Genomic DNA, 25241 nt, shown 5'->3' with positions numbered 1-25241 from the left:
GTATGTTCAAAGTATAACTTAAAATTGTCTTAAATCATAGTTAGTAAAAATTATTGTTTCATTTCTTCTTGAGCAGCTAGATGGTTAATGGGACCATATTTTGCACCAACGTTAATGGGATGTGAAAGTGCTTCATAGGTGAAATCTTTGGCAATTTTAACCGCAGTTTTTACATTGTTCCCCTTTGCAAGTTCGGCTGCAATTACTGCTGATAAAGTATCCCCCGTACCGTTAACTCGATCAGTCTTAAAGTAAGGTTTAGTTAGCCATTCGTCTGAGCCGTCATCTAACAGTAAGTAATCTTTAACTTCTGGTTGTCTGTCATTATGATGACTGCCTTTAATTAAAACATTTTTTGCACCCATTTTTTGTAACATTTTAGCGCCTTGCTTGATTTCAGACTCGTTTTTCAATTCAAGACCGGTTAGCTTTTGTGCTTCAAAAAAGTTTGGTGTAATAATTGTGGCAAGTGGTACTAATTTTTTTAGAAATGCTTGGTATGCATCATCTGCTAAAAGGGTGGCACCATGTTTAGTAATAATCACTGGATCAAGTACAATATTTTGCATTTGATAATGTTTTAAGTTTTTAGCAACTACATCGATAATATCTTTATTAGCAAGCATTCCAGTCTTAACGGCCTTTATTTTGAAATCATCATTTAAGACATCGAATTGCTTTTGAATAAAATCTAATGGCATTAATTGTTGAGCAAAAATTCCTTGCGAATTTCCAGCAACGGCAGCAGTTAAGAGCCCCATACCATAAACGCCACGTGCGTAAAAGGCATGTAAGTCAGCTGGCATCCCAGCGCTACCATCACTATCATGACCAGCAATTGTTAGAGCTTCTATGTGTTCATTTGACATTATTGTGCAATCCTCCTTGAAAGTTATTTACTGGTAAATTATTACTATTAATTATAGATAAGAAACTAACAAAGTGAAAGTGTTCTGTATTTATGTCTAAAACTATCGCTAGAGATTTTGTAAATAAAGTAAGTGCCTAAGTCTTAAATACTTAATTCCTTAAGAAAATAAGCTAGAATATAAGATGAGAGACAATAAGATAGAGGATGAGAAGCTATGGAACATAATCGCTTAATTACTTTTGACGGTACTGTAAATTTTCGTGATATCGGTGGCTATGAAAATAATGAAGGTAAACATGTGAAGTGGGGAAAAATTTATCGCTCTGACTCATTAAGCAGCTTAACTGAACGCGACGAAGAAAAATTAGCAAAAATGAATGTCACAGTAGACTGTGATTTAAGGACTAGCAATGAACAAGTAATGGCGCCAGATCGAAAATGGCAGGGTGTTGAAGTTTGGGATTGTCATGTCTATGCGGAAGATAGCAGTGGTAATTTTGTTAATGATAGTCATAAGCTGTATCGCTTTTTGCATCACATTCCTAAAGTTGACAGTTATTTAGGCGAGATTTATCAAAATGTGATTTTGAGCCCAGCTAGTCAAAAAGCTTTTGCACGCGTATTTGCAGCATTACTTACTTTGCCTGAAAATGAAGCCTTAGTCTATCATTGCAGTGCTGGAAAAGACCGTACAGGGATGACAACAGCTCTAATTTTAAAAGGACTTGGAATTGACGAGCATACCATTGCACGCGACTATTTATTAACTAATGAGTTGTATACTTTTGGCCTTAAAAAGCAGCTCCCAAGTGATTCTGAGATGATTAAAATGGTTAATCGAATGAATGTTACTGAAGGAGAGGGAACGGCTGTTAAAGGAATTACGCAAACAATTGATGCTGGGTATGGTGGTTTTGAAAATTATTTTACGAAGGAATTGGGTTTTTCAAAGCAGGATTTGAAAGATTTTAGAAAATTGTATTTGGAGTAAAAAAGACTTTAGACACTAAAAATGTCTAAAGTCTTTTTCTTAGTTTCCGCTAGATTCGCGCTTAAGTAATTCTACTGGCAAGTAGTATGTATAGTTATCTAATTTTTCAGTAGGATTGTCGATTCGCTTTTCTAAAAGCTTAACAAGTAGTTGTGCAATTGAAGGAATAGGTTGAACAATTGTAGACAGACGTGGTTCAAAATCACGTACTACTTTACTTCCATCGAATCCAATAATCTTTAAATCTTTAGGAATTTTAATTCCTAATTCGTGACTAATATTCATGATCAAAAGAGCAGTAAGGTCGTCAGATGCTACGATCCCGTCTACTTTATGATTCTCCAGTAAGTCTTTAATTGCCATTTCTTTTAGTGCAAGAGTTTCATTAAAAATTACTGGATGAATATGTTCCGTTAATTGCAATTCCTTGATTGTTTCTTTGTAGCCAAGCAATCTCTTTTGCGTAGGATGCCCATCTAGAGTTGGATTTCCTACAAAATAAATATGACGGGCACCATGATTATAAAGTTCTTGAGTAGCTAAACTGCCACCCTTGAAGTTATCGGCACTAACAATTGGAATGTTATCTGAGAGTTTACGATCAAACGAAACGATTGGCAAACCCGTTCTTTGATATTCTTCAATGCCCAGATTATGAGCTCCAGCAATAATCCCATCTACCTGATTAGCCATGAGCATTTGCAGATAGGTACGTTCCTTCTCTGTATCACTGCCAGCATTGCAAAGGATCGTCTTGTAGCCATGATTAAATAATTGATCTTCAATTTTAGAAACTAATTCACCAAAAAATGGATTAGATACATCTGGAAAAATTAAACCAATAAGTTTGGTTTTCTTTCCCTGAAGAGAGCGGGCAACAGAATTTGGTTGATAGTTCAGCTCTCTCATTGCCTCGTGAACTTTTTTTCTTGTTTTTTGACTAATATAGCCATAATTGTTAATTACTCGTGAAACGGTAGTTACAGAACAGCCTGCTTTAGCAGCTACGTCGGTTAATTTAACCATTGTCATCTTCCTATAATATAGAATTCATGCTCCATAATCGTCCTGTGTACTTGGTATCTTTGTCAAAGGTAATTTTTTGATTTGAGCTTGGTGCAAAGAATCGTAAAGTTGCAACATGGCGACCATCATTGATGAAAATTTCGCATAATGAGCCATCTACGAAAATATCTAGATCTAAGTCTTGGTTGGCATTAAGTTCAATTGTTCTAGTTGCACCGTAATCTGGGTTAACAGCTGGACCACTTGAAGCACGATCAATCGTTAATTTAGCATCTTGAGCTGTATTGAAGTCAACTACTAAACTTGCAGATAAATCCTCATTAGAAGCTAGATGTAATTTTCCAGCTTGACCAGCAGCTAAGTGAAGTTTTAATTCATATTGTTTACCGGCCTTTTGACTAATTATTTTTTCATCATTGAGCTGTTTTTCATTATGACGTAAATTTTTGATTGCGTCTACAGGATGTTGATATAACACGCCATCTTTAATTTCTAAACGTTTAACTTGGCTGTAGCAATTAGCCCAATTTTCTTTATCAGTTGGATAAGTACAGTCGGGTAAACCTACCCAAGAAATGGCATAAGCATTTCCATCTGGAGCATTAAAGGCTTGTGTGGCATATACATCAAAGCCATCATCTAAATTAGCTGGATGATCTTGAAGCGGAGTAAATTGGGCTTTACTTAAGTTAATATCTTTGCCAATCCAGTACATATTTGGATAAATATTTTGATAGTCGGCAATTGATTTATCTAAACCTTGAGGACAAAAAATTAAAACAGGGTAGTTGTCAACGAAAACTAAGTTAGGGCATTCAATCATGTAGCCCATTTCGTTTTTACCCAAGTCTAAATAACCATTTTCATGCCAAGTTTCAAGATCATCTGATTCATAAATATCAATATGACCGCTCTTAGTTTTAGCATCTTGAGCACCAAGTAAAACATAATACTTACCATTATGTTGAAATAATTGTGGATCGCGGAAGTGTTCGCTAACATGATCTGGTGGTAAGATTGCTGCCTTATCAGGTTTAGTAATGTGATTATTTTCATCCATTTCGGCAATTACTTGATAAGGAATTCTAGTCCAGTCTTCATCGCGGTGATTACCCGTATACATTAATAGAAGTTTTCCGTTATGTTCCATTGCTGAGCCGGAATATGCTCCAGCATTGTCTAAGTCGCTATCGGGATCAATTGCGGGTCCTAAATAATGCCAATGAACTAGATCAGGAGAAGCAAAGTGAATCCATGATTTAACTCCGTGAACTGGACCAAAAGGATATGACTGGCAGAATAAATGATATTCGCCATTATAGTAAGAAAAACCATTAGGATCATTTAGTAATCCTGAAAGTGGATGGATATGATAGTGCATCTGATACGGGGAAGTTGCTGCTTGAGCTTGGAGATCTAATAAGGTCTGTGCATCCCAATCTTTGTATTTACGATAACGTTGTTCTCTTGTCCATTCCATAACTATTCACCTCATTGAATATGTAAACGCATTCTTATATAGAGATAGTAACTAAAAATATTATGTATGTCAAACGAATAGCAGCACTTTCATTGATAACATACCTTGAAAATGGCAAGAAAGTATCAAAATGCTGATATTTTTTGTGATAAGCGCTTGACATAAAACTAGAATGCGCTATCATAATATATGTAAAATATTTAAAACGCTTACACAATTTTGAGGAGGAGACAGACATGGATCACAAAAAAGTTGCTGAAACAGTCATTGAAGCTGTTGGTCGCGACAACTTAGTAGCCGCTGCTCACTGTGCTACGCGTCTACGCTTAGTCTTAAAAGACGATAGTAAAGTAAATATGAAGATGCTTGATAGCGATCCAGATATCAAGGGAACTTTCAAAACTAATGGTCAATTTCAAATTATTATAGGACCTGGGGATGTTAACAACGTCTACGATGAATTAATTAAAATGACAGGTCTATCAGAACTTTCAACTGACGACTTAAAGAAAGTTGCTCAAAAGGATCAAAAGTTTAATCCAGTAATGGCCTTTATTAAACTTTTGTCTGACATCTTTGTTCCTATTATTCCAGCTTTAGTAGCTGGTGGTTTGTTAATGGCTTTGAACAACTTCTTAACTTCTCCAGGTTTATTCGGAGCAAAATCAGTTGTTCAAATGGCGCCTAACGTTAAGGGATTATCTGAGATCATTCAGGTAATGTCAGCTGCTCCATTTATTTTCATGCCTATCCTAGTTGGTATGTCTGCAGCTAAACGTTTTGGAGCTAACCAATTCTTAGGTGCAACTATTGGTATGATTATGACCACGCCTGCTTTAGGTGGGGCTGGTAAATATTGGGACATCTTTGGTTTACATGTTTCTCAAACTAACTACCAATACCAAGTTATCCCAGTTTTAGTAGCTGTTTGGCTTTTGGCTTTCTTAGAAAAGAGATTCCACAAGTGGTTACCATCAGCAGTTGACTTCACATTCACACCACTTCTTTCAATCATGATTACTGGTTTCTTAACTTTTACAATTATTGGACCAGTCTTTAAAGGTGTGTCAGATGCAATTACTGCTGCAATTGTTTGGTTATATAACACAACTGGTGCCTTTGGTATGGGTATCTTTGGTTTATCTTACTCAGCAATTGTTACTACCGGTCTTCACCAAAGTTTCCCAGCAGTTGAAACTCAACTTTTAGCTGAATATGCACGTGGCCGTGGTTCTGGTGACTTTATCTTTGTTACTGCATGTATGGCTAACGTTGCACAAGGTGCTGCTACTTTTGCGATTTACTTCTTAACTAAGAATGAAAAAGTTAAGGGCTTAGCAAGTTCATCTGGTGTTTCAGCCTTACTGGGTATTACTGAACCAGCATTGTTTGGTGTTAACTTGAAGTACAAGTTCCCATTCTTCTGTGCTTTAATTGGTGCAGGTGTAGGTGCCGCTTTTGCTGGCTTAATGCATGTTACTGCTGCTGCTCTTGGTTCAGCTGGTTTCCTTGGCTTCTTATCAATGGTGCCAAAGAGCATTCCAATGTGGGCACTTTCAGTAGCAATTAGTTTCATTGTTGCTTTTGCTTTAACTTTTGTATATGGTAAGCGCCACTTCAAAGAAGATGTAGTCGAAGAATCTGGTACTGTTGAATCAGCTGGTGATCAAGTTGCACAACAAGAAAAGGCTGATCAAATTATCAAAGAAGATAAAGAATTACATGATGAAGTAATTGTTGCACCTGTTTCAGGTAAGGCAGAAAGCTTAAAAGATGTTAAAGATCCAGTCTTCTCAACTGAAGCAATGGGTAAGGGTGCTGCTATGGTTCCAAGTGAAGGAACTATCTATTCTCCAGTCACTGGTGAAATCACCGTTGCTTACGAAACTAAGCATGCTTACGGAATTAAGTCTGATGAAGGTGCAGAAGTCTTGATTCACATTGGTATTGACACTGTCAACATGAAGGGTGAAGGCTTTACTAGTGATGTAAAACAAGGCCAACATGTTGAAAAAGGTGAAAAGTTAGGAACTGTTGATTTAGATGCTGTGAAGAAAGCAGGATACGACACAACTGTTATGACTGTTATTACTAACACAGCTAGTTATGCAAATGTTCAACGTATTGATGGCGTAGACAAGAAACATGGCGACGATTTAATCGCAGTTACTAAGAGATAATTATTGATGATTAAATCAAAATAAGCTCATTTCCGTGTGGGGATGAGCTTATTTTTGTATATGAGATAAAATATAAATATGAAATATTAGAAAGGGTGAGAGTTAGTGAATGATCTTCAAGTAATTCAAGCAGATATCACCAAATTAAAAGTTGATGCAATCGTCAATGCAGCTAATCGAACGCTTTTAGGTGGCGGTGGAGTAGATGGTGCGATTCACCGTGCGGCTGGTCCAGAATTACTGGCAGAATGTAGAACACTTCATGGCTGTGATACTGGAGAAGCTAAAATTACTAAGGGTTATAACTTACCTGCTAAATATGTTATCCACACAGTTGGTCCTGTGTATAATCCTAATTTTGCTCAAAAAGATGCTGAGTTATTAGCAGCTTGCTATCGAAATAGTTTGAACTTAGCTAAGCAATATAATCTTCATTCAATTGCTTTTTCGTGTATTTCAACAGGCGTTTATGGTTATCCAAAAGTAGAGGCTGCAAAAATTGCGGTCGAAACTACCAAGAATTGGCTTAAACAACAAAATTTTAATATTAAGATCTATTTTTGTGTATTTGATTCAGAAAATAAAGCCATATATAATAAACTAACGTCTTAACTAAAGTGAGGAGTTTTAGATGAGCTTAAAATATGCAAGACGAAGTCAGGTGATCTGTTTTACCATCTTAGCTGCGATCAAGGCTTGTAACATTTTATTTGTAGCTTATATGATTAAAATTATGCTAAATGTGGCATCATCACATTCAAAAGATGTAATGCATTTAGTGCGTTTAGCAGCTTTGACTGCCTTAGGACAGCTCTGCTTTATGCTGAGTAATTTTATCTATGAGCGGGTAAAAATGGGCATAATTCGTGATGTTAATATGGTCTTTAAACGGGCTAATTTGCAATATTTAGTTGATCAAGGTGATCCTGATATTAAAAATGGTTTGTCGCTTATGACTAACGACTTAAAGCAAATTGAAACTAATCGAATTACAGCGCAACTTGATATGATTTATCAAGGCTTAACTTTCATTGGCTCATTAGCTTTTGCCTTGTATAATTCATGGCAAATGACGATTATTTTTGTGGTAGCAATGGCAGCTCCAGCAGTTGTGCAAATTTTTACTAGTAAAATTATTACTAAAAAGTCAAAAATTTGGGCCAAAACCAATGCAAGCTATACGCAAAATGTTTCTGATTCTTTAAATGGTGCCCAGTCAGCTAAGCTATATAATGTTAGAAATAACATTGTAGTGAGAGCAACGCATTCAGCTCAAAATATGGAAAATGCCTTGCGTAATATGAACTTAACGCAAGCTTGGGCACTAGAATTAATTTATTCTGCTGCAGAATTATTCTGCTTTATTATTCCATGTACAATTGGTGGCATCATGATGATGCAGGGAAGCCTAAGCGTGGGTACACTATTTATGATGGTTGACTTAGCAATGAACTTCATTACGCCTGTTGTAACTTTATTTAATGAATTTAATCAAGTTAAATCTACTGTGCCAATGTGGAAGAAGACGCAAAAGGCTCTTAACTATGAAGCAATTGAAAACTCAGAAAAACCAGAGAAGTTTGAAGGACTAGATGTTGAACATCTTGCTTATCAAACTAAATCTGATAAGCATACGATTTTTACTGATGTTAATTTACAGGTAAAGCCTGGTGAAAAAATTTTACTTATGGCTCCAAGTGGTTGGGGAAAGACTACTTTATTACGATTAATGTTAGGGTTAAAGCGCCCAGTAGAAGGTAAAATTTTAATCAATGGAGAAAATGTAACTGGGGATTGGGCTAAGGCTCATAATTACTTTTCTTACGTTAACCAGAAACCATTTATGTTCGATGATACCTTACGCTTTAATATTACTTTAGGTAGAAAAGTTAGTGATGAGAAGCTAAAGAAGGTTATTCATTTAGCAGGATTAGATGAATTAGTAAAAAAAGAAGGTCTAGATCATAAGGTTGGCGAAGCCGGAAACGGCTTGTCTGGTGGTCAAATTCAACGAATTGAAATTGCGCGGGCACTCTTATCAGGCCGGCCAATTTTACTAGCAGATGAAGCAACAAGTGCACTAGATCCTAATTTATCTTTTGCAATCCATGAAACGTTATTAAAAAATCCTCATGTAGCAGTAATTGAAGTTGCTCATAAGATTTCACCTGAAGAAAAGGCAATGTTTAATAAGATAGTTCGTTTGAATTTATGTGAGGGTAAAAAAGATTAGTAAATAAAATAAGAGCTAGAGAATCATGTTTTTCTCTAGCTCTTATTTTATTATTGCAATTTATCAAAAAAGTTAGTAAAGATCTTTTCTTGCTTTGGATCATCTAATAATTTATCAGGCCGCCATTGAATTCCTAGCATTGTTTGGTCAGTTGATTCAATGGCTTCAATAATGCCATCAGGCGCAGTTGCTACAATATTAAAGTTATTAGCAATTGTCTTAATTGCTTGATGGTGATTACTGTTCACGTAAGGATGTGTACCAACAGCCTTAGCAAGTTCGCTTTCTTCAGTTACATTGACATGATGACTTTCTAAAGATAAATCATTCTTTTGGATATGCTGAATACCTGCTCCAGAATTTTGAACATAAATATCTTGGAAAAGCGTTCCGTTAAAGGCTACGTTTAACATTTGCATCCCGCGCCCAATTCCTAGAATTGGGAGGTTTGAATCATGAGTATTTTTAATCAAATTTAATTCAAACTGATCTCGGTGTGGATCCGTTTCTCTGAGTTCGGGAAGTGGCTCTTCATTATAAAAAATTGGTGTAATATCAGGACCATCGCTAAGAATTAAAGCATCAAAATTAACGTTAGGTAATGGCATTGTTTTTAAACTCACTGGAGCAAAAACAAGCGGAAGATAACCTAGCTTTACAACAGTATCAATAATGCTACGATCAACGACTAATTGATTGTTTTTGATGCTTGCAGTAATACCAATAGTTTTCATTACAATTACTCCTTTAACAAGTTAGGCATTTTGATGGTGAGCGGAAAGTTGCATGATTAAATAATTAATCAATAGCGTAATTCCAGTTGCTGCAAATACCCATTCATAAGTAAACATACCAGAAATTGTTGAACCGAGTAAAGACCCTAAGACAGCCCCGACGGCTTGGAAAGATTGATTATAAGAGAATACTCTACCAAATGCTTCTGGTGGAACATTTAAAGTTAGAACTGTTTGAGCAGCAGGAAGTAATCCAGCACTAACAATACCTAAAAGAAATCGCCAGAAAGCTAGTGACCAGGCATTAGGAATGAAAGTCATCGGGATAAACAAGATTGTTGCAATCAGTAATCCCCAACGCAGAACTTTCTCAGCTCCAATATGATCCATTAAATGACCAATATGAGAAGCCGAAAGCATTGTACCAAGCCCTGGTGTAGCTGCAACAATACCGGCAATCAAGGCAATATTGTTACTGTGGGGCATTAAAGATTTTACGTACAAAGAAACGATGGGATCAATTGACATAGTTGATGACTGAACAATCATTGTGGTTACAAACATAATGATGATTAACTTAACATTAGGTAAACCATGCATTATTTCTCCCATTGGCTTCATCTTTTCACGAGAAACTGGAGTAAAGTCCTCTTTTACTAATAACCACGTTCCTAAAAATGTTAAAAACATTAGTCCGCCAGTAATAAAGAAAGGAATCCTGTAACCTAAGGCACTAGACAAAGCTCCACCAATTAGTGGGCCAACTAAATTACCAGCCGTTCCCGCAGTCATCATTTGGCTCATTACCCAACCACTACGTTGATGCGGCGTTTCACTTGCCATTAAAGCAGTGGCATTGTTGATATAGCCAGAAAATAGTCCCTGTAAGAATCGCATACAAATAATAAAGAAAGCACTTTGAGCAAGACCAGTAATAAATATGGTTAAGCTCATAACGCCAGCAGCACGCATGCACATTAATTTTCTACCTTTGCGGTCAGCTAAGTTTCCCCAATAAGGTGAAATAATGGCTTGGGCAATAAAAGTCATGGCAAAAGCTAGACCAGAATATAAATTCAATTGTAGTTTATTATAGTGACCCAGTTCAGCCATAAATAAGGAAATAAAGGGCATCGTCATTGAGTACCCTAAACCAGTAATAAAACAGCCTAGCCAAAGTGTATAGAATGTTTTATGCCATCCATTTGGCAAATTATAAGCGTGTGATTTGCTCACATAGTCATCCCAATCCTGAACTTACTTCTTACTTTTCAATAGTAATATTATAGCATAGTGCCTTAAAGACAAATGTCACGATCTGCTTAAGTTGGTTAATTTTCTTAAAAAGTTAATGCGGAACATGGTGTAACATGCTAATATTGATTAGCACAATAAGGTAAAGGTTGAGAGTAATGAGCAAAATACAAGATTCTAAAGATAAAAAAAATCAAAATGTCTTAACAAGAGAAGAATATCGTCAACGTTTAGCAAGTCACGGTAAGGTAAATGTTTGGGATTTATTCTTAAATCGTCCGTATGTTTCAGTAACCTTAATCGTCTTGGCAATTATCTTTATTATGACTAAGTGGTGGCTTGGTCTTGCAATTTTAATCGTTGTGGCAATTGCAGGTGTATTTATTATTGTCAAAAGTAAAAATCCTGACCGTACTCTTAGTTTAGAGTTTAAATTAGGTGGAAATAAGACGCTTCATTTACTCAAGGCACTGCAGCTGGGAGCATCGATGATTATGTTTTTATCTACTTATATGCGGCAAGTTGTAACCATTAATTTTCAAACTACTGGCTCGCAAGATATGCTAAAAATGTTGCAAGGTGCAGCTGCTAGTACCAATAATGTTTATGCTGCTCAAGGAGCAAATGCAGTTGGGTTACTTGATAACTTATTGGGTGGCAGTTTATGGGGAACATATCGTTATGCTGCCAATAGTGGTCAATTTATGAATGACTCTGCAGGTAGATGGATTATGATTTGGACCTTTCTTTTAATGGTCGCACCTGCAATTTGTGTTTTAGCTCAATTCTTTAGAGAACCCTATTCACGTCGTGCCATGCTGGTTGGATCTGGTATTTCAACAGTTTTGTTCATTTTGACTCCAACTTTAATTCATCAATGGGCTAATCAATTTGCGATTAATCACCAAATTAATACGGCTCAAATTGGACAAATGTTTAGTGTTGGTTATATGGCCTACTTTGGAATGGGATGTAGTATTTTGGTATTTGTAATTGCAATTATCCGTAGTATTAAACGAGATAATTTTTAATGAATGAAAATAAAATTGCTACTATAATTTAGGTAGCAATTTTTTATTTGGAGAAAAAAGATGAGTTTTGAGAAGAAAAAAGTAGCAGTGAATGATCAAACCTTTTTGACATTAGTTAATAAAGGATTAAGTGAAGAGGATGTAATAAAACAGGCGCAAGAAATAAAAAAACTCCAGCCCGAAATGATGGAATGGAGAATTGATTATTTTAAGGATGTAGTCTTAATGAACAGACTGCTGGAAGTAGCCAATAAGGTTAAGACGATTATGGATAAAACGCCGATTTTAATTACTTTCCGCAGTAAAAAATTCGGCGGAAAAACTGAACTGGATAGTGAAGATGCATATCTAAATTTAGTAAAAATTGCTATTGATTTTAAACTAGGAAATGCAATTGATATCGAGCATGATCATGTTTCTGATCGAATAGCAGGTTTGATTCAAGATGCTAAGGCTAAGGAGCTAGGAGTTGTACTTTCTTAAGCAAACAAAAAACTCTTTCGGAAAAGTGACCGAAAGAGTAAAGTTAAGGAAAGCTACAAAATGTTATATGAAAGCGCTTTAATCGCCTTCATAGATTATTATAGTAGAGTAGGGACTGAAGTGCAAATGTTTTTTAGGGAGAGGAGTAAAAACTTGAATAACGATCCACTTATATTTGAATTTGCAATAGCTAAAGATAAGCCGTCCAGTTTTAATGCTGAAAGAGATAATACTTGCCCTTTTTGCGATGTTGATAACTTAACCGATATCTATCAAATAAATGGACCAATGATTTGGCTAGCTAACCGATTCCCAACATTGAAAGATACAAAACAGACAGTACTGATTGAATCTGATGACCATGATGGGGATGTAAGCAACTATTCAAAAGAATATAACCGAGAATTGATGAAATTTGCCTTGAAGTGTTTCAATAAAATGCGGCAAAGTGGCAAATTTGAGTCAGTCCTTTGGTATAAAAATTTTGGTCCCAAGTCTAATGGATCCTTATCGCATCCACATATGCAAATTGTAGGATTAGATAAAGAAGACGGCTATAAGTATATTCATGCCAATAATTTTACTGGAATTAAGGTCTTTGAAACAAATAATATGGATGTTAATTTTGCAACTCACCCTATACAAGGATTTCAGGAAATAAATATCAATTTATTAAAAAACAGTGGCTTAAACTCTTGGGCAGATTGGATTCAAAACGGCGTGCGATATATTTTAGAAGAAATGTATGGCGGTCGATGCGATTCTTATAATCTATTCTTCTATCCCAATGAAGACGGAATCTGTTGCAAGATCATTCCACGATTTTATGCCCCACCATATTTTGTAGGTTATAAATTATCTGAATGTAATGATAATCAGACATTAAGAAGAGAAGCCAATAGGCTATTAAACTTTGTGCAAAAGTCTTGAAATAATATTTCAGTACCTTAAAATGTTGTATTAGAAAAAGAGGTACACTATGGATTTATCAACAAAAGTTTTAAATAATTATCCTAACTTTAAAGGGGCATCTAAGAAGATTGCCGATTACTTACTGGCCCATCCTAAAACATTTTTACAAGAAGATGCCCAAGGACTAGGAAAGATGACTAAAACCAGCGCTGCTTCAATGATTAGGTTTTGTCAGCAACTTGGTTTTAAAGGGCTTAAGGATTTTCAAATTCAATTAGCTCAAGATACGCCGCAGGACAACGAAGAAACTATTGATCCAATTGTGGATCATCATGATAATCCACATATTGTATTACAGAAACTTTTATCAAGTATTGAGAAAAATACAGAGCAGACAGCTCATTTAATTGATGGGCTTGCCTTGAATCAAGCGATTAATTTCTTGAAGAATGCTGATCGAATTTATTTAGCTGGAGTAGGGGCTTCAAGTTTACCAGCCCAAGACCTTTATTATAAATTTATTCGTAGTGATAAGAATGTGGTTTTTAATCAGGATATTCATATTGCCTTAGAGCGAATTTGCTATTCGCATTCTACGGATGCTTTAGTAATCTTTTCTTATAGTGGATTAACGCAGGAAATATTGTTAATGGCGGATCAAGCTCGTAAAAATCATACTCCAATTATTGTCGTTACACGTTCACGTCAGTCTCCTTTAGTCGAGCTCGCAGATGTTGTATTAGGTGTATCAACTGATGAAAAGCTACTCAGAGTAGGGGCTATTAATTCACTTTTTTCTGAGATGTTTGTTTCAAGTGTTTTATTTTTAGCAACAATTAACCAGGAACTACCAAGATTAGAAGAAAGATTTAGAGAAACGGAATTAATAACTAATCAATTAAAACAATTAAATGAATAATACGGTATTCCATTATTATATTAAATAATTATTGTAAATAGCTAATAAAGAGTTGCTTTAAGCAGCTTTTTTCTTTGAATATTTGCAGCTATCTTGCGGCAGGATAATAAAAAGTTTTAAAATGATTTTATAAATAAAACTACTGACATAATATATAAGATAACATAAGTTAAGTTTTGTCTAATTCTATAAGGAAGGCGATAGCTTTATGTTAAAGGATGGAATTACTGAAATCATCCAACAGTATGATATCGATGCAAGTGTAATTGTTAAATATGGCGACCAAGTAATGTATCAACATCAAGCTGAGAAGGTTTTCCCAGCAGGAAGTTTGATTGACCTTGCGATTGCTGCATATATTGAGGACCAGTGGAAAAACAATCCTGAAATTGTGAATGAAGAAATGGAAGTCACTGATCTATCACGGGTACGAGGTGCCGGAATTATTGGGGATCTGCGTCGCACTAATTGGAGTGTTCGAGATTTAGTTTACTTAACTAGTGCGATAACAGATAATGTGGCTACTAATTTATTAATTGAAAAATTTGATATTTATGAAATTGATGAGTGGCTAAAGAAAAACTATCCTGGTTTAAGATTAGGAAGAGAATTAATGCGTTATTCAGCTAGTGGGCAAGATAATGAATGTACAGCCACTAGTGTTGATAAACTAATTACTCATTTGATGACCACTCAAAATCCATTCTGTGCATTGATTCGTAACGCCTTAAGCAATCATACTATTCCAACTGATTTAACTTTTTATGGTGATAATATTCTTACCTACAATAAATTGGGTCGAGATAGGCGGGCGCGTCATGAAGTTTGTGCGTTTATGACTAAGAAAGCACCAGTATTTTGTACTGTATTAAGTAGTTATAAGGGAAGAGATATAGAAGATCGTTTATTCTTCCAAGAATTAAGTAAGTTGATCTTTTCACATGTAAAAACTGCTAAGATTGAAAAATAGGAATCCGGGGAGAATTAGGATTCCTATTTTTATGCTCTAAAGGATACAATAGCAACAAGAACATAACGATGGAGGATAGATTTTTGAAGAATATTTTTCAAGAAATAAATAAGTATACTAATAATTTCAGAAAATATTGGCTTCAATATATAGCTTTATTTATTGGAATTGATCTTTTTACGCAGGTGCTTATTATTCCGCTTTTTAGGTATCTTACTACAGCTATTTTAAAAGCTAGCGCAATTCCGTTTATTTCATATCAAAATATTATTACGATTATCAGTACACACACTTTGATGTTTCTCTGTTTAATTCTTGAATTGATTGTTTTACTTCTAGTAATTTATGGTGAATTTTCACTGATATTATTAGGAATTAGGGAAATTTCTCAGGGAAGATTTTCATTGAGGGCCTTATTTAAAGAACTATGGCAATCATATCGATCAGTTCGAATTAGTTCAGTTTTGCTACTAGCAGTGTATTTCTTGTTAATTGTTCCGTTTGCTGATCTAGTTTATCGAACACCATTACTAGCTAAGGTTCAAATTCCAGAATTTATTTTAGATTTTATGACACGGAATATTTGGCTTGCTAGTGGATTAATAATCTTTTACTTGTTGGCTTTCATTTTGGGTATTCGTCTTATTTTGACGCTTCCAATTATGATCTATCAAAGAAAAAAGACTTTTCTTGCTATGAAGGAAAGTTGGAAATTAACTAGTCATAAGTATTGGTGGAAGATCCTGAGTCGCCTGTTAGTATTAGGGCTTAGTGTAAGTATAATTTTATTGATTTTTAATCTGTTAATTTATCTTTGCCAATTAGGCTTAGATCATTTGCCGAGAAATATCAGTTTTAGCTTTGCTGTATTTAATCTTTTACTGGTTCAATTAGTCAGTGAGTTAGTTGCAATTTGGATTAGCGTTGTTTCACTTTTAATTGTGGTGGCGCCATTAAAGAGTTTTAAGCTTCAAAGTAAAGTTAAAAAAACAATAAAACTAAAAATGCTAGCTTTATGTTTAATGCTAGTTTTTACACTTGCTGCTGGTGCAAACAATGTTTTATATTTAAAAGAAATCGATATGCAGCGTCCGCTTACCATTTCACACCGCGGAGTAAGTAATAAAAATGGCGTACAAAATACTATTCCAGCTTTGAAAAAGACGGCCAAGCTTCATCCAGATTATGTAGAAATTGACTTACATGAAACAAAAGATAAGCAATTCGTAGTTATGCATGACGAAAATTTAAAACAATTAGCTGGAATTAATAAAACGCCAAAAGATCTAACTTTAAAGCAACTAACTAGAATTACGCTTCATGAAGATGGACATCAGGCCAAAATTGCTAGTTTTGATCAGTATTTAAAAGCCGCTGCTAAAATAAAACAAAAATTGTTGATTGAAGTTAAGACAACGCCAAATGATTCGCCTAAGATGCTTCAGAATTTTAATAAGAAATATGGAAAATTAATTATTAAACGAAAATATCAAGTTCAATCGTTAGACTATAGAGTGATTGAAGGTTTGCATCAGATTAATCCTAAGTTATTTGTTTTATATATTCAGCCATATAATTTCACCTATCCTCAAAGCGTGGCCAATGGATACTCTATGGAATACTCAACTTTAAATAATGACTTTATTTGGCAAGCGCAATTACAGAACAAGCCTGTTTATGCTTGGACGGTTAATACCCCAAATATGATGATGAAGATGATGTATGACAATGTAAATGGAATTATTACCGATCAACTTGCTGAATTAAATGAAACTATTAAAGATTTTGAAGATAATCGGAGTTATGCGAATAAGTTATTAAACTTTATTTTGATATTGCCTGACGAAAGCGCTTCATGATAGTATGGGTATATACCAGTTATTGCTACGCCAATATTTTGATTTACTTCCCATTTATGGCAGCATTCAATAAACGTCAATTGGTTGAAAAAAGTAAGAGGCTAGAGAAATGGTTACTAGAATTATAAGTGCAAATGCCAGTGAAATTTTAAAGATGAATGGTGCAGAATTAAAACAAAGCATCAAAGCTAGTGAAGGTAGAACTGTACTAAGTGAAAATGTAGTTATTGAGCCGGCAATTGATGGCTTGACGACTTCAGAAATTGCGGCTGCTTTTGGGGCTGATTTAATCTTATTGAATTTATTCGATACTTTGAACCCTAAAGTAAGTGGATTAACAGTGGACAAGCCAGAAGATACAGTTAAGAAACTTCAAAAACTAACAGGTCGACCAATTGGAGTAAATCTAGAGCCTGTCGATAATAGTGCAAAGATGGAATCGACAAAATTACAAATTTCATTAGGTAGGACTGCAACGGCTGACTCAATAAAAGCTGCCGAAAAGCTTGGATTTAACTTTGTTTGCTTTACTGGAAATCCTGGTACAGGCGTAACTAATAAAATGATTGCTAAAGCTGTAAAAACAGCTAAGGAAAACTTTTCAGGATTGATTATTGCCGGAAAAATGCATGGAGCTGGAGTAGATGAACCAGTTGCTAATGAAGAATCAGTTAAAGCTTTTCTAGATGCAGGAGCAGACGTGATTTTAGTTCCAGCTGTTGGCACAGTTCCAGGTTTTACTAGCGAAGAATTAATCAAAATAGTAAAAATGGTTCATGAACATGGAGGATTAGTGATGAGTACAATCGGAACTAGTCAGGAAAGTTCTGGTGCTCAAACTGTTCATGATATTGCCTTACAAAATAAAATCTGCGGCGTTGACGTGCAACATATTGGTGATGCAGCCTGGGGAGTAGTTTCGCCTACTGAGACTATTTTTGAATTAAGTAAGACGATTAGAGGGATGAACCATACGATTTCTCGAATGGCACGTTCAATTAATAGATAAAGAAAATAAAGAAGATATCTTGGCAAAATTGGCTCGTGATATCTTCTTTATTTTTTAATATTCAGTTTTACCTAAATCATCTTCTGGACGGTGGAGCTGGAGACGTAAGCCATAGACAGAAAATTTTTCACTATCAGCTTTACGATTCAGCTTTAAATGCAAATGGTCACCATCTTGATCAAATTCTACTTCGTTTCGAGTATCAATCCAAGCTGCTTCTTCAACATGAGGAACGTGCTTTAATTCAATGCTATCTTCAAGTGGAATATGAATAAAAATATAGCGTTGATATTTGGCAATCGCATTGTAGAAGACGTGCACATTATCTTCATCTGCTTTAATTTCGTGGTCAGCACGGCTTTCATAATATGCATGACCGAAGCGATCAATCCACTTACGCAAAGTTTCAATTGCTGGCTCTGATTCGTTATTAATTGATCCATCTTGGTTTAATTTAACTTCAAAATAGATATTCATGTCATCTAGACGAGCAGCAATTAATTTAGCTAATACGTCAGGAGAGATTAATTTTTCTGCTGGACGTTTTTGACAAAACTTTATTGCATATTTTTGACAAGCATCTTGTAAAGCAGCCACTTGTGAGTCGTCGCCATCTTTAATACTTACTCCTCTAAAACCGAAGTCGCGTGCATGGCGTACCAGAGCGTCGGCATTAATCGTACCTTTAGGAGCAACTTGATATTGCAAAACAAGCCCAATATTTAAATCTTCTTTTTCACACATTTTATTATTCGCTTTCTATGTCGTATTCAAGATTGATTATAAGTGGAAAAGAAATTTTAAGCAAAGCAAAATAGTTTCACGTATAATTAAGATGACTATAGAAGGGAAAAAAATGGTTATTTTCAACATTATTTTATATATTACAATTGGTTTTATCGTATATTTTGGCTATCAAACAGTACTTCATTATCATAAGCATGAAAATGTTAATTTTTTGCGTGGCTTAATTATTAGTACGTTAGTGTTGGCAGTTTTAGTTTCTTTACAAATTTATTGGGCATTACCAAATATTATTGGGTTGTTTTTATGGCTGTTCATTATGTTCTTGTTTATTAGCGTGGCAGCTAGTGCTAGGTACATTGCAGCTAATCCGCAAGATAAGAAAAAGAGAAAAGTGGAATTAATTATTTCTGCTATTTTAGCAGTTATTAGTTTAATTATTTTATTTATCGTGGTTGCTAATGTCAGATAATATGAGAATAATTATCGCTCCTGCTAAGAAAATGAAAGTTGATCAAGACACTTTTTTAGTTAGATCTAAGCCTGCTTTTTTAAACAAGACGCAAGAATTGTTAGATTTTTTGAAGACTAGAGATTTCGAGCAGTTACAAAATTTGTGGAGAGCAAATAATAATATTGTCCGAGCAAATCAAAGGAATTTTTTGATCAGTAAGCTTGATAGAAATCTGACTCCAGCGATTTTGGCATTTTCAGGGATTCAATATCAATATTTGGCTGGAGATGTTTTACCTCAAGAAGGATTAGATTATCTTCAAGATCATTTACGTATTTTATCGGGATTCTACGGTATTTTGAGACCATTTGATGGTGTGATTTCCTATCGCTTAGAATTAAAAACGCAAATGACAGGATTTAAAGACTATAGTTTGTATCATTTTTGGGGAGACTTACCTTATCAAGAACTATTTAATAATGCAGAAACTGTTATTAATTTAGCATCTTTAGAGTATTCACGTTTGATTTCTCCGTATTTAAAAGATGGTCAAAAAATGATCACAATTAAGTTTTTAGAGAATAAAAATGGAAAATGGCGTCAAAGTGCTACTCATGCGAAGATGGCGCGTGGAGAAATGGTGCGTTTTATGGCTAAAGAACAAATTAATGATCCAGAAGATTTGAAAAAATTTTCTGATTTTGGTTATCTATTTTCTGCAGCAGATTCTTCCAAAGAAACCTACGTCTTTAAAAAACACTTGTAATTAATATGGATAAATGCTAAATTCTTCTTATATCTAATTTTGGGGAGAATAAAAATGAAAAGATCTGAGTTAAAATCAAATGCGAAAGAACAATTACGTGGTAATTGGTTCTGGGCAGTTGGTTTATGTTTGGTTGGCGCAATTATGGCTAGTTTGACTAGTTCCTTTAGCGTTGGAATTCTAGGCGGAATGGTTTTATATGGTGTTACCTATACGTTTTTAACCTTAGCAGATGGTAAAAAGATTGAAAATATTTTTAGCGCTATGTTTTCTGGATTTACTAGTCGTAAGTTTTTGCCAACGTTATTAACATCTTTGCTCGTTAATATTTTTATTTCTTTGTGGACAATTCTTTTAATTATCCCAGGAATTGTTAAAGGATATTCTTATTCAATGGCACCATACATTGTTAAGGATCTGGCTGAAGCCGGCGAAGATATTGCACCAACTGAAGCAATTAGTGAAAGCCGCAAATTAATGGATGGTCATAAGGGTGAGTTATTCTTATTAGATTTAAGTTTTATTGGTTGGGCAATTTTAGCTACTATTCCGTTAGGTTTAGGTTGGCTCTGGCTTACTCCTTATTATCAAGCAACTAAAGCAAATTACTACCGCCAATTAGCTGGTGATCAGTTCAAAAAGACTATTGAAGCATAAAAAAGAGAGATCGGTGTCGATTTCTCTTTTTGCTTATAATTAAAAAGTATTACTATTTTGTAAAAATTCTGCAGTTAGATCAGCTGCAGTTCTTTGATAAGTATCAGTAAAGCTATGGTCTGCACCTTCAACTAAGTGAAGAGTACTATTTTCATAGACTTGATCGTATTTTTTTGAGGCATCGGGGGAGACAACTGTGTCATTTGTACCGTGTATTAAGCAGACTGGTCTGGTAAAGTGAGCTGATACTTCGTAAATAGGTAATTGTTGCGCAACGCGTAAGTAAAAACCGCCTAATGTTAGATCTTTAAATGGTAAGCGATCTGGAATATGGTCCGGATTATACTTTACGCCTTGCGTACTCCCTTTGAGAGCATCAGTTTTTAAAGTAGCAGCTGGAGCTAAAAGGACTACTTTTTTAATAATATCTGGATAGAGTCCGGCAAGCATTGAAGCAACAACACCACCTTGAGAATGCCCTACCAAATAAATATTACGTACATGTGGATCAGTTTTAACGTAATTTAAAATTGCATTAGCATCTTCAATTTCATTTAGAACAGTCATGTTTTCAAATTCTCCATCAGAATCACCATGACCGTTAAAATCAAAACGCACACTAGCAATATTTTCGTCACGTAGTTCATCAGCAATTTCTTTTAGAAGGAGTGTATTGCGGTTAGCAGTGAAACCGTGAAAAATAATTGCCATGTCATAGATTTCTCCAAAAGGTTCTTCACGAGTTCCAACTAAGTTCAAGCCATCGCGCTCAATTGTAATTGTTGCCATATAAATGCCTACTTTCTTTTTCTTTAACTTCATTATAGTCTGACATGTGAGATAATTTAGTAGCTTAATGAATCTTTAGTATAATATTTTCTTGAATAGTAAATAAAGGATTGTGATGATATGGATTTGTTATTAGTGAGACATGGAGTTAGTGAGCACAATACTTCAGATGTAATCTCCGGCGGTACTAGTAACCCTAACTTAAGCCAAGCTGGCGTGAAACAAGTAGAAGAAGTAAGTAAAATAATTGATAATAATAAAATTGACCAAGTATATGCTAGTCCCTTAATTCGTGCTAAAAGAACGGCGCAGATTTTAACTGATTTTCAAAAAGATATTATTACTGATGATCGGCTTAAAGAAATGGATTTCGGTTCATGGGAAGGTCAACATGCGGAAGAATTGAAGGTAAAATATCCAGATGCATTTGATGATTTAGGAACCATCAATAGCAAATATACAAAATATGCTAAAAATGGCGAAACTTTTGAGCAGGTAGCTGATCGAGTTGAAGAATTTTTAGCTGAAATTCAACCATATTCTAATGACAAAACGATTATGGTTGTCTGTCATGGTTTTGTAATTAGGAGTTTAATAGCTAGATGGTTTAAACTAAAAATTGAAGATGTAATGACAGTCAGAAATGTCAGTTTTACTGAACTTCATTTTGAAAAAGATGATATTGAGCGACCACGGTTAATGACATTTAATCGGACAGAGCCTTTATATTACGGAACTAAGAGGTAATAAGATTTTATGAGAGTAGTAATTTTACGTCATGGAACTACTGAATTGAACAAGCAAGGGATGATTCAAGGATCAAGCGTTGATCCCGATCTAAGCGAAGAAGGGCGTGCTTATGCAGAAAAAGCAGCTAAAAATTTTGATCCTAGTCAATTTGATGCAGTTTATGCTAGTCCTTTAAAAAGAGCGCAAGAAACTGCCAGAATTTTTGTAGGTAATAAAACTCCAATCAAAACCGATAAGCGAATTGAAGAATTAAATTATGGTTCTTGGGATGGAAAATCTTCGTTTGAATATCGGAAGAAGTATCCAGATGCTTTTAATAAAAAAGGTCTAATTACCGATAATATTTATAAGTATGCTTCAGACGTTGAAAAACGAGAAGATTTCAGACGAAGAATTGCTTCATTCTTTGATGATTTGTACCAAAAGCATTAAACTGACACAGTTTTAGTAGTCTGCCATGGTGTGGTAAGTAGAATGATTTGTGCTCACTTTTTAACTAATGGTGATATTAAGTGCTTTGATCAAATGCAAAATTGTGGACTAGCAGAATTGGATATTAACCAAGAATTTGGTACTTTAGTTTACTATAATCGAGTTTTAGCATAATTAAGATCTCATGCAGAAAGAGGGCATGAGATCTTTTTATTCATAAATATTGACACGGTGTCACTTTAAGAATAAACTTAAGCTGTATTAAAAATGACACGGTGTCACAAGAGGAAATGATATGGTTAGTGAAACATTTATAAATCTATCGGATGAAAAAAAGCAAAAAATTGCACAGGCACTCTTGAAAGAATTTAGTACTTATCCTTTAGCTAAGGCTCAAGTAGCGCGGATTGTAAAGGATGCAGGTATTGCTAGGGGAGCATTTTATAAATATTTTGGAGATTTAAAAGATGCATATGGTTATCTCTATAGTTTAGCAATGAAAGAGGTCCATATGGGACCACCAACAAGGCTAAAAGAATTTGACCCAGAATTTTTTTATAAGATGACTGTTAATTTTATTGATCAGACAGAAAATAGTATTTATTTTGATTTAATTAAATTGCACCTTAGTCAAAATCAAGCCTTTATAGGAGAAGATGAGAAGCAAAAAGATGCTTTTCTAAATTTGAACTCTCAAGTTTGGGCTGCGATGGTTTTAACTCATGAAGCAATCGATTTAGCCTTGTTTGATAAAAAGAATAAAGCAAAAATCCTTAAACGTTATCATGAAAGTTTATGTTTATTGCAAAGAAAGTAGGCAAAAATGTTTTTAGCTTTAAAAGAAATAAAATACGAAAAATTGCGTTATGGCTTAATTACTTTGATGATTTTTTTAATTTCATATTTAATTTTTATGCTTTCATCGCTAGCAGTTGGTTTAGCTTCGCAAAATACGCAGGCAGTTAACAGTTGGCAAACAAAATCAGTTGTATTGAATGACAATGCTAATGTAAGTTTGAGTCAGTCACTTCTTACTAAGGCAGATTTGAAAGACTTTAAAAAGACCAGTAATGATAGCTTCGTTGGCTTAGTACCTATTGTGGTTAAAGAGAAGGAACATCAGACGATTTCTGCTCAATTTGTCGGTTTAAAGAAAGACGAATACATATATAAAGATTTAGAACTTGTTTCTGGTCGAAAAGCTAGACATAACAATGAAATAGCTGTTGATCAAATTATGTGGGATCGCGGTTATCGTCTGGGTGATAAAGTTACCTTAAATGGAAGTGATCAAAAGTATAAAATTGTTGGTTTCTTAAAAAATGCCAAAATTAATATCGCTCCAATTGCTTATGGTACGATGGCAACTTGGAGAAAATTACGTCCAATGGCCCCAAATGTTGAAGCTTCTGGGATTATTTCTAAAAAGAACCTAGATTTCAAAGCTAAGAATGTTAAATCTTATGACAAGCAAACTTTTATTAATAAGTTGCCCGGCTATACTGCTCAAAATTCAACTTTTGAATTAATGATTGGTTTCTTGTTCGTAATTTCATTAATTATTATTGCGGTATTTTTATATATTTTAACGATGCAAAAGATGCCAAATTATGCGGTTTTAAGAGCACAAGGAATTCCAAGCAAGACTTTAATTGGCGCAACGTTAAGTCAATCGCTTATTTTGGTGATTTTAGGTACGGTTTTAGCATATATTCTGATGCTCATTACAGTTAGCGTGATGCCGGCTACTGTGCCAATTAATTTTGCACCATGGATTATGATTTCGACTTTTGCTGGGATGATTTTAATGGGAATAATCGGTGGTTTGATTCCAATTAAATCAATTCTTAAAGTTGACCCTTCAAAGGCTGTTTAAGGAAGGAAAAGTTCTATATGTCAGTAATTGAATTAAAAAATATCAGTAAATCATACGGCCAAGGAAATGCTAAGGTCGACGCTCTTAAAGATGTGAACTTTGAAGCTAAAGAGGGAGAAGTTGTTCTAATTGAAGGTCCTTCCGGAGCTGGTAAGAGTACTTTTTTAACGATTGCGGGAGCCCTTCAGAAACCTACTTCTGGTGAAGTTTTTATTGGTGGAAAAGATGTAACGAATTATTCGCCTAAACAAGCTGATGCCTTAAGATTAGATAAAATAGGCTTTGTACTTCAAGCTTATAATTTGGTGCCATATTTGACTGTTAAAGAGCAATTTATTTTAGTAGATAAAGTTAAAAAAAGTGGCAATATGAGTAAAGACAGATTGGATAATTTATTAAATGAATTAGGAATTATGCAATTAATAAATAAATATCCTAAAGAATTATCTGGTGGTCAGCAGCAGAGAGTTGCAATCGCAAGAGCTCTATATGCAGATCCAGCAATTATTTTAGCTGATGAGCCTACAGCTTCGTTAGATAGTGAAAAAGTTGAAGAAGTAGGAAAATTATTTAAAAGCCTAGCTAAACAAAAAGAAAAGGCAATTATTTTAGTTACCCATGATTTAAGGCTTAATAAGTATTCTGATAAAATCTATGAAATGTTAGATGGACGTTTAAGTTTGAAAAAAGGATAAAATTCATCTTGAACTATATTCAAGAAAGCGGTAACATAATATGCGAAAAGTGAATGTAGTGAGATTGTAGCAACTTTTTGCACAAAACCCACTTAACCCTGTTGATAAAGGGCTAAGTGGGCTTTT

25 protein-coding genes and 1 pseudogene are annotated in these 25241 nt (G+C 34.7%); 19 read left to right on the top strand and 7 right to left on the bottom strand.

All coding sequences use genetic code 11. From position 1 onward, the window contains the following. Positions 1–50: 50 nt before the first annotated feature. A complete protein-coding gene (gene thiD, locus LpgJCM5343_RS08850) occupies positions 51–869 on the bottom strand; it encodes a bifunctional hydroxymethylpyrimidine kinase/phosphomethylpyrimidine kinase (RefSeq protein WP_101891077.1) in 819 nt (272 codons plus the stop codon). A gap of 216 nt (positions 870–1085) precedes the next feature. Here thiD and LpgJCM5343_RS08845 point away from each other — a divergent pair, with 216 nt between their 5' ends. After that, positions 1086–1862 carry a tyrosine-protein phosphatase gene (locus LpgJCM5343_RS08845; protein WP_101891076.1) on the top strand — a complete coding sequence of 259 codons (777 nt, stop codon included), beginning with the start codon at positions 1086–1088 and terminating at the stop codon, positions 1860–1862. Positions 1863–1901: 39 nt separating this feature from the next. Here LpgJCM5343_RS08845 and LpgJCM5343_RS08840 read toward each other — a convergent pair whose 3' ends face one another. Together LpgJCM5343_RS08840 and LpgJCM5343_RS08835 are read right to left on the bottom strand one after the other, a co-directional pair. Then, positions 1902–2888 (bottom strand): LacI family DNA-binding transcriptional regulator, encoded by a 987-nt coding sequence (locus LpgJCM5343_RS08840; protein ID WP_003651800.1) that lies wholly within the window; start codon positions 2886–2888, stop codon positions 1902–1904. A 10-nt stretch (positions 2889–2898) separates the two neighbouring features. Next, entirely contained in the window at positions 2899–4368 is a 1470-nt protein-coding gene (locus LpgJCM5343_RS08835; protein WP_101891075.1) for a sucrose-6-phosphate hydrolase, read from the bottom strand. A gap of 236 nt (positions 4369–4604) precedes the next feature. Here LpgJCM5343_RS08835 and LpgJCM5343_RS08830 point away from each other — a divergent pair, with 236 nt between their 5' ends. The 3 genes from LpgJCM5343_RS08830 (at position 4605) to LpgJCM5343_RS08820 (ending at position 8781) form a co-directional block, all read left to right on the top strand. Beyond that, entirely contained in the window at positions 4605–6548 is a 1944-nt protein-coding gene (locus LpgJCM5343_RS08830; RefSeq protein WP_077959510.1) for a sucrose-specific PTS transporter subunit IIBC, read from the top strand. A gap of 105 nt (positions 6549–6653) precedes the next feature. Then, a complete protein-coding gene (locus LpgJCM5343_RS08825) occupies positions 6654–7160 on the top strand; it encodes an O-acetyl-ADP-ribose deacetylase (protein ID WP_077959509.1) in 507 nt (168 codons plus the stop codon). A gap of 19 nt (positions 7161–7179) precedes the next feature. Further along, a complete protein-coding gene (locus LpgJCM5343_RS08820) occupies positions 7180–8781 on the top strand; it encodes an ATP-binding cassette domain-containing protein (protein ID WP_020807105.1) in 1602 nt (533 codons plus the stop codon). A gap of 50 nt (positions 8782–8831) precedes the next feature. Here LpgJCM5343_RS08820 and LpgJCM5343_RS08815 read toward each other — a convergent pair whose 3' ends face one another. Both LpgJCM5343_RS08815 and LpgJCM5343_RS08810 read right to left on the bottom strand, forming a co-directional pair. Continuing rightward, entirely contained in the window at positions 8832–9515 is a 684-nt protein-coding gene (locus LpgJCM5343_RS08815) for a gamma-glutamyl-gamma-aminobutyrate hydrolase family protein (RefSeq protein ID WP_003649910.1), read from the bottom strand. Between the two features lie 21 nt (positions 9516–9536). Beyond that, positions 9537–10751, bottom strand: a complete 1215-nt coding sequence (locus LpgJCM5343_RS08810) for an MFS transporter (RefSeq protein WP_003649911.1) — start codon at positions 10749–10751, stop codon at positions 9537–9539. 176 nt (positions 10752–10927) lie between these two features. On the opposite strand from LpgJCM5343_RS08810, the gene LpgJCM5343_RS08805 reads away from it, so the two are divergent. From LpgJCM5343_RS08805 to LpgJCM5343_RS08775, 7 genes are all read left to right on the top strand, one after another. Next, a complete protein-coding gene (locus LpgJCM5343_RS08805) occupies positions 10928–11800 on the top strand; it encodes a hypothetical protein (RefSeq protein ID WP_003649912.1) in 873 nt (290 codons plus the stop codon). 60 nt (positions 11801–11860) lie between these two features. After that, complete coding sequence (locus LpgJCM5343_RS08800; protein WP_101891074.1) at positions 11861–12283, top strand: type I 3-dehydroquinate dehydratase; 423 nt, start codon at positions 11861–11863, stop codon at positions 12281–12283. A 153-nt stretch (positions 12284–12436) separates the two neighbouring features. Further along, positions 12437–13213, top strand: a complete 777-nt coding sequence (locus LpgJCM5343_RS08795; protein ID WP_162496244.1) for a DUF4931 domain-containing protein — start codon at positions 12437–12439, stop codon at positions 13211–13213. A gap of 49 nt (positions 13214–13262) precedes the next feature. Further along, positions 13263–14114, top strand: coding sequence for a MurR/RpiR family transcriptional regulator (locus LpgJCM5343_RS08790; RefSeq protein WP_003649915.1), 852 nt, complete (start codon positions 13263–13265; stop codon positions 14112–14114). Between the two features lie 208 nt (positions 14115–14322). Then, the gene (locus LpgJCM5343_RS08785; RefSeq protein ID WP_020807103.1) at positions 14323–15084 is read left to right on the top strand and encodes a serine hydrolase; all 762 of its coding nucleotides are present in this window, start codon (positions 14323–14325) and stop codon (positions 15082–15084) included. Between the two features lie 68 nt (positions 15085–15152). Continuing rightward, the gene (locus tag LpgJCM5343_RS08780) at positions 15153–16943 is read left to right on the top strand and encodes a glycerophosphoryl diester phosphodiesterase membrane domain-containing protein (RefSeq protein ID WP_101891072.1); all 1791 of its coding nucleotides are present in this window, start codon (positions 15153–15155) and stop codon (positions 16941–16943) included. 109 nt (positions 16944–17052) lie between these two features. Beyond that, positions 17053–17952, top strand: a complete 900-nt coding sequence (locus LpgJCM5343_RS08775) for a DUF7916 family protein (RefSeq protein ID WP_101884496.1) — start codon at positions 17053–17055, stop codon at positions 17950–17952. 54 nt (positions 17953–18006) lie between these two features. Here LpgJCM5343_RS08775 and LpgJCM5343_RS08770 read toward each other — a convergent pair whose 3' ends face one another. Continuing rightward, on the bottom strand, positions 18007–18696 hold the full coding sequence (locus LpgJCM5343_RS08770) for a hypothetical protein (protein WP_020807101.1): 690 nt from the start codon (positions 18694–18696) through the stop codon (positions 18007–18009). Positions 18697–18808: 112 nt separating this feature from the next. On the opposite strand from LpgJCM5343_RS08770, the gene LpgJCM5343_RS08765 reads away from it, so the two are divergent. From LpgJCM5343_RS08765 to LpgJCM5343_RS08755, 3 genes are read left to right on the top strand one after another with little or no spacing between them, the layout of a single operon-like run. Continuing rightward, positions 18809–19168 (top strand): hypothetical protein, encoded by a 360-nt coding sequence (locus tag LpgJCM5343_RS08765; RefSeq protein ID WP_003646643.1) that lies wholly within the window; start codon positions 18809–18811, stop codon positions 19166–19168. Further along, complete coding sequence (gene yaaA, locus LpgJCM5343_RS08760) at positions 19158–19916, top strand: peroxide stress protein YaaA (protein WP_101891071.1); 759 nt, start codon at positions 19158–19160, stop codon at positions 19914–19916. Before LpgJCM5343_RS08765 ends, yaaA begins: the two co-directional genes overlap by 11 nt. 54 nt (positions 19917–19970) lie before the next feature. Then, positions 19971–20573 carry a DUF975 family protein gene (locus LpgJCM5343_RS08755; RefSeq protein WP_020807099.1) on the top strand — a complete coding sequence of 201 codons (603 nt, stop codon included), beginning with the start codon at positions 19971–19973 and terminating at the stop codon, positions 20571–20573. A gap of 39 nt (positions 20574–20612) precedes the next feature. On the opposite strand, the gene LpgJCM5343_RS08750 is transcribed toward LpgJCM5343_RS08755, so the two are convergent. Then, positions 20613–21362, bottom strand: a complete 750-nt coding sequence (locus tag LpgJCM5343_RS08750; RefSeq protein WP_162496243.1) for an alpha/beta hydrolase — start codon at positions 21360–21362, stop codon at positions 20613–20615. Positions 21363–21482: 120 nt separating this feature from the next. Between LpgJCM5343_RS08750 and LpgJCM5343_RS08745 the strand changes: the two genes are divergently transcribed. The 5 genes and pseudogenes from LpgJCM5343_RS08745 (at position 21483) to LpgJCM5343_RS08725 (ending at position 25115) form a co-directional block, all read left to right on the top strand. Beyond that, the gene (locus tag LpgJCM5343_RS08745; protein ID WP_003652157.1) at positions 21483–22109 is read left to right on the top strand and encodes a histidine phosphatase family protein; all 627 of its coding nucleotides are present in this window, start codon (positions 21483–21485) and stop codon (positions 22107–22109) included. A 9-nt stretch (positions 22110–22118) separates the two neighbouring features. After that, positions 22119–22718: pseudogene (locus LpgJCM5343_RS08740) on the top strand (histidine phosphatase family protein). Between the two features lie 121 nt (positions 22719–22839). Continuing rightward, positions 22840–23361, top strand: coding sequence for a TetR/AcrR family transcriptional regulator (locus tag LpgJCM5343_RS08735; protein ID WP_020807095.1), 522 nt, complete (start codon positions 22840–22842; stop codon positions 23359–23361). Between the two features lie 6 nt (positions 23362–23367). Next, positions 23368–24420 (top strand): ABC transporter permease, encoded by a 1053-nt coding sequence (locus tag LpgJCM5343_RS08730; protein ID WP_101891068.1) that lies wholly within the window; start codon positions 23368–23370, stop codon positions 24418–24420. A gap of 17 nt (positions 24421–24437) precedes the next feature. Next, a complete protein-coding gene (locus tag LpgJCM5343_RS08725) occupies positions 24438–25115 on the top strand; it encodes an ABC transporter ATP-binding protein (protein WP_049161104.1) in 678 nt (225 codons plus the stop codon). The last annotated feature ends 126 nt before the right edge of the window (positions 25116–25241 follow it).

The organism is Lactobacillus paragasseri, assembly GCF_003584685.1.
Taxonomy (GTDB): domain Bacteria; phylum Bacillota; class Bacilli; order Lactobacillales; family Lactobacillaceae; genus Lactobacillus; species Lactobacillus paragasseri.
This window is presented reverse-complemented; position numbering and strand designations above follow the sequence as displayed.

Excerpts from the sequence above, each read along its gene's own strand:
- LpgJCM5343_RS08845 (WP_101891076.1), top strand. The coding sequence starts at position 1,086 with ATGGAACATAATCGCTTAATTACTTTTGACGGTACTGTAAATTTTCGT.
- LpgJCM5343_RS08840 (WP_003651800.1), bottom strand. The coding sequence starts at position 2,888 with ATGGTTAAATTAACCGACGTAGCTGCTAAAGCAGGCTGTTCTGTAACT.
- LpgJCM5343_RS08790 (WP_003649915.1), top strand. The coding sequence starts at position 13,263 with ATGGATTTATCAACAAAAGTTTTAAATAATTATCCTAACTTTAAAGGG.
- LpgJCM5343_RS08820 (WP_020807105.1), top strand. The coding sequence starts at position 7,180 with ATGAGCTTAAAATATGCAAGACGAAGTCAGGTGATCTGTTTTACCATC.
- LpgJCM5343_RS08735 (WP_020807095.1), top strand. The coding sequence starts at position 22,840 with ATGGTTAGTGAAACATTTATAAATCTATCGGATGAAAAAAAGCAAAAA.
- LpgJCM5343_RS08785 (WP_020807103.1), top strand. The coding sequence starts at position 14,323 with ATGTTAAAGGATGGAATTACTGAAATCATCCAACAGTATGATATCGAT.
- LpgJCM5343_RS08725 (WP_049161104.1), top strand. The coding sequence starts at position 24,438 with ATGTCAGTAATTGAATTAAAAAATATCAGTAAATCATACGGCCAAGGA.
- LpgJCM5343_RS08800 (WP_101891074.1), top strand. The coding sequence starts at position 11,861 with ATGAGTTTTGAGAAGAAAAAAGTAGCAGTGAATGATCAAACCTTTTTG.
- LpgJCM5343_RS08780 (WP_101891072.1), top strand. The coding sequence starts at position 15,153 with ATGGAGGATAGATTTTTGAAGAATATTTTTCAAGAAATAAATAAGTAT.
- LpgJCM5343_RS08805 (WP_003649912.1), top strand. The coding sequence starts at position 10,928 with ATGAGCAAAATACAAGATTCTAAAGATAAAAAAAATCAAAATGTCTTA.
- LpgJCM5343_RS08775 (WP_101884496.1), top strand. The coding sequence starts at position 17,053 with ATGGTTACTAGAATTATAAGTGCAAATGCCAGTGAAATTTTAAAGATG.
- thiD (WP_101891077.1), bottom strand. The coding sequence starts at position 869 with ATGTCAAATGAACACATAGAAGCTCTAACAATTGCTGGTCATGATAGT.
- LpgJCM5343_RS08755 (WP_020807099.1), top strand. The coding sequence starts at position 19,971 with ATGAAAAGATCTGAGTTAAAATCAAATGCGAAAGAACAATTACGTGGT.
- yaaA (WP_101891071.1), top strand. The coding sequence starts at position 19,158 with ATGTCAGATAATATGAGAATAATTATCGCTCCTGCTAAGAAAATGAAA.
- LpgJCM5343_RS08730 (WP_101891068.1), top strand. The coding sequence starts at position 23,368 with ATGTTTTTAGCTTTAAAAGAAATAAAATACGAAAAATTGCGTTATGGC.
- LpgJCM5343_RS08765 (WP_003646643.1), top strand. The coding sequence starts at position 18,809 with ATGGTTATTTTCAACATTATTTTATATATTACAATTGGTTTTATCGTA.
- LpgJCM5343_RS08835 (WP_101891075.1), bottom strand. The coding sequence starts at position 4,368 with ATGGAATGGACAAGAGAACAACGTTATCGTAAATACAAAGATTGGGAT.
- LpgJCM5343_RS08830 (WP_077959510.1), top strand. The coding sequence starts at position 4,605 with ATGGATCACAAAAAAGTTGCTGAAACAGTCATTGAAGCTGTTGGTCGC.
- LpgJCM5343_RS08815 (WP_003649910.1), bottom strand. The coding sequence starts at position 9,515 with ATGAAAACTATTGGTATTACTGCAAGCATCAAAAACAATCAATTAGTC.
- LpgJCM5343_RS08750 (WP_162496243.1), bottom strand. The coding sequence starts at position 21,362 with ATGGCAACAATTACAATTGAGCGCGATGGCTTGAACTTAGTTGGAACT.
- LpgJCM5343_RS08745 (WP_003652157.1), top strand. The coding sequence starts at position 21,483 with ATGGATTTGTTATTAGTGAGACATGGAGTTAGTGAGCACAATACTTCA.
- LpgJCM5343_RS08770 (WP_020807101.1), bottom strand. The coding sequence starts at position 18,696 with ATGTGTGAAAAAGAAGATTTAAATATTGGGCTTGTTTTGCAATATCAA.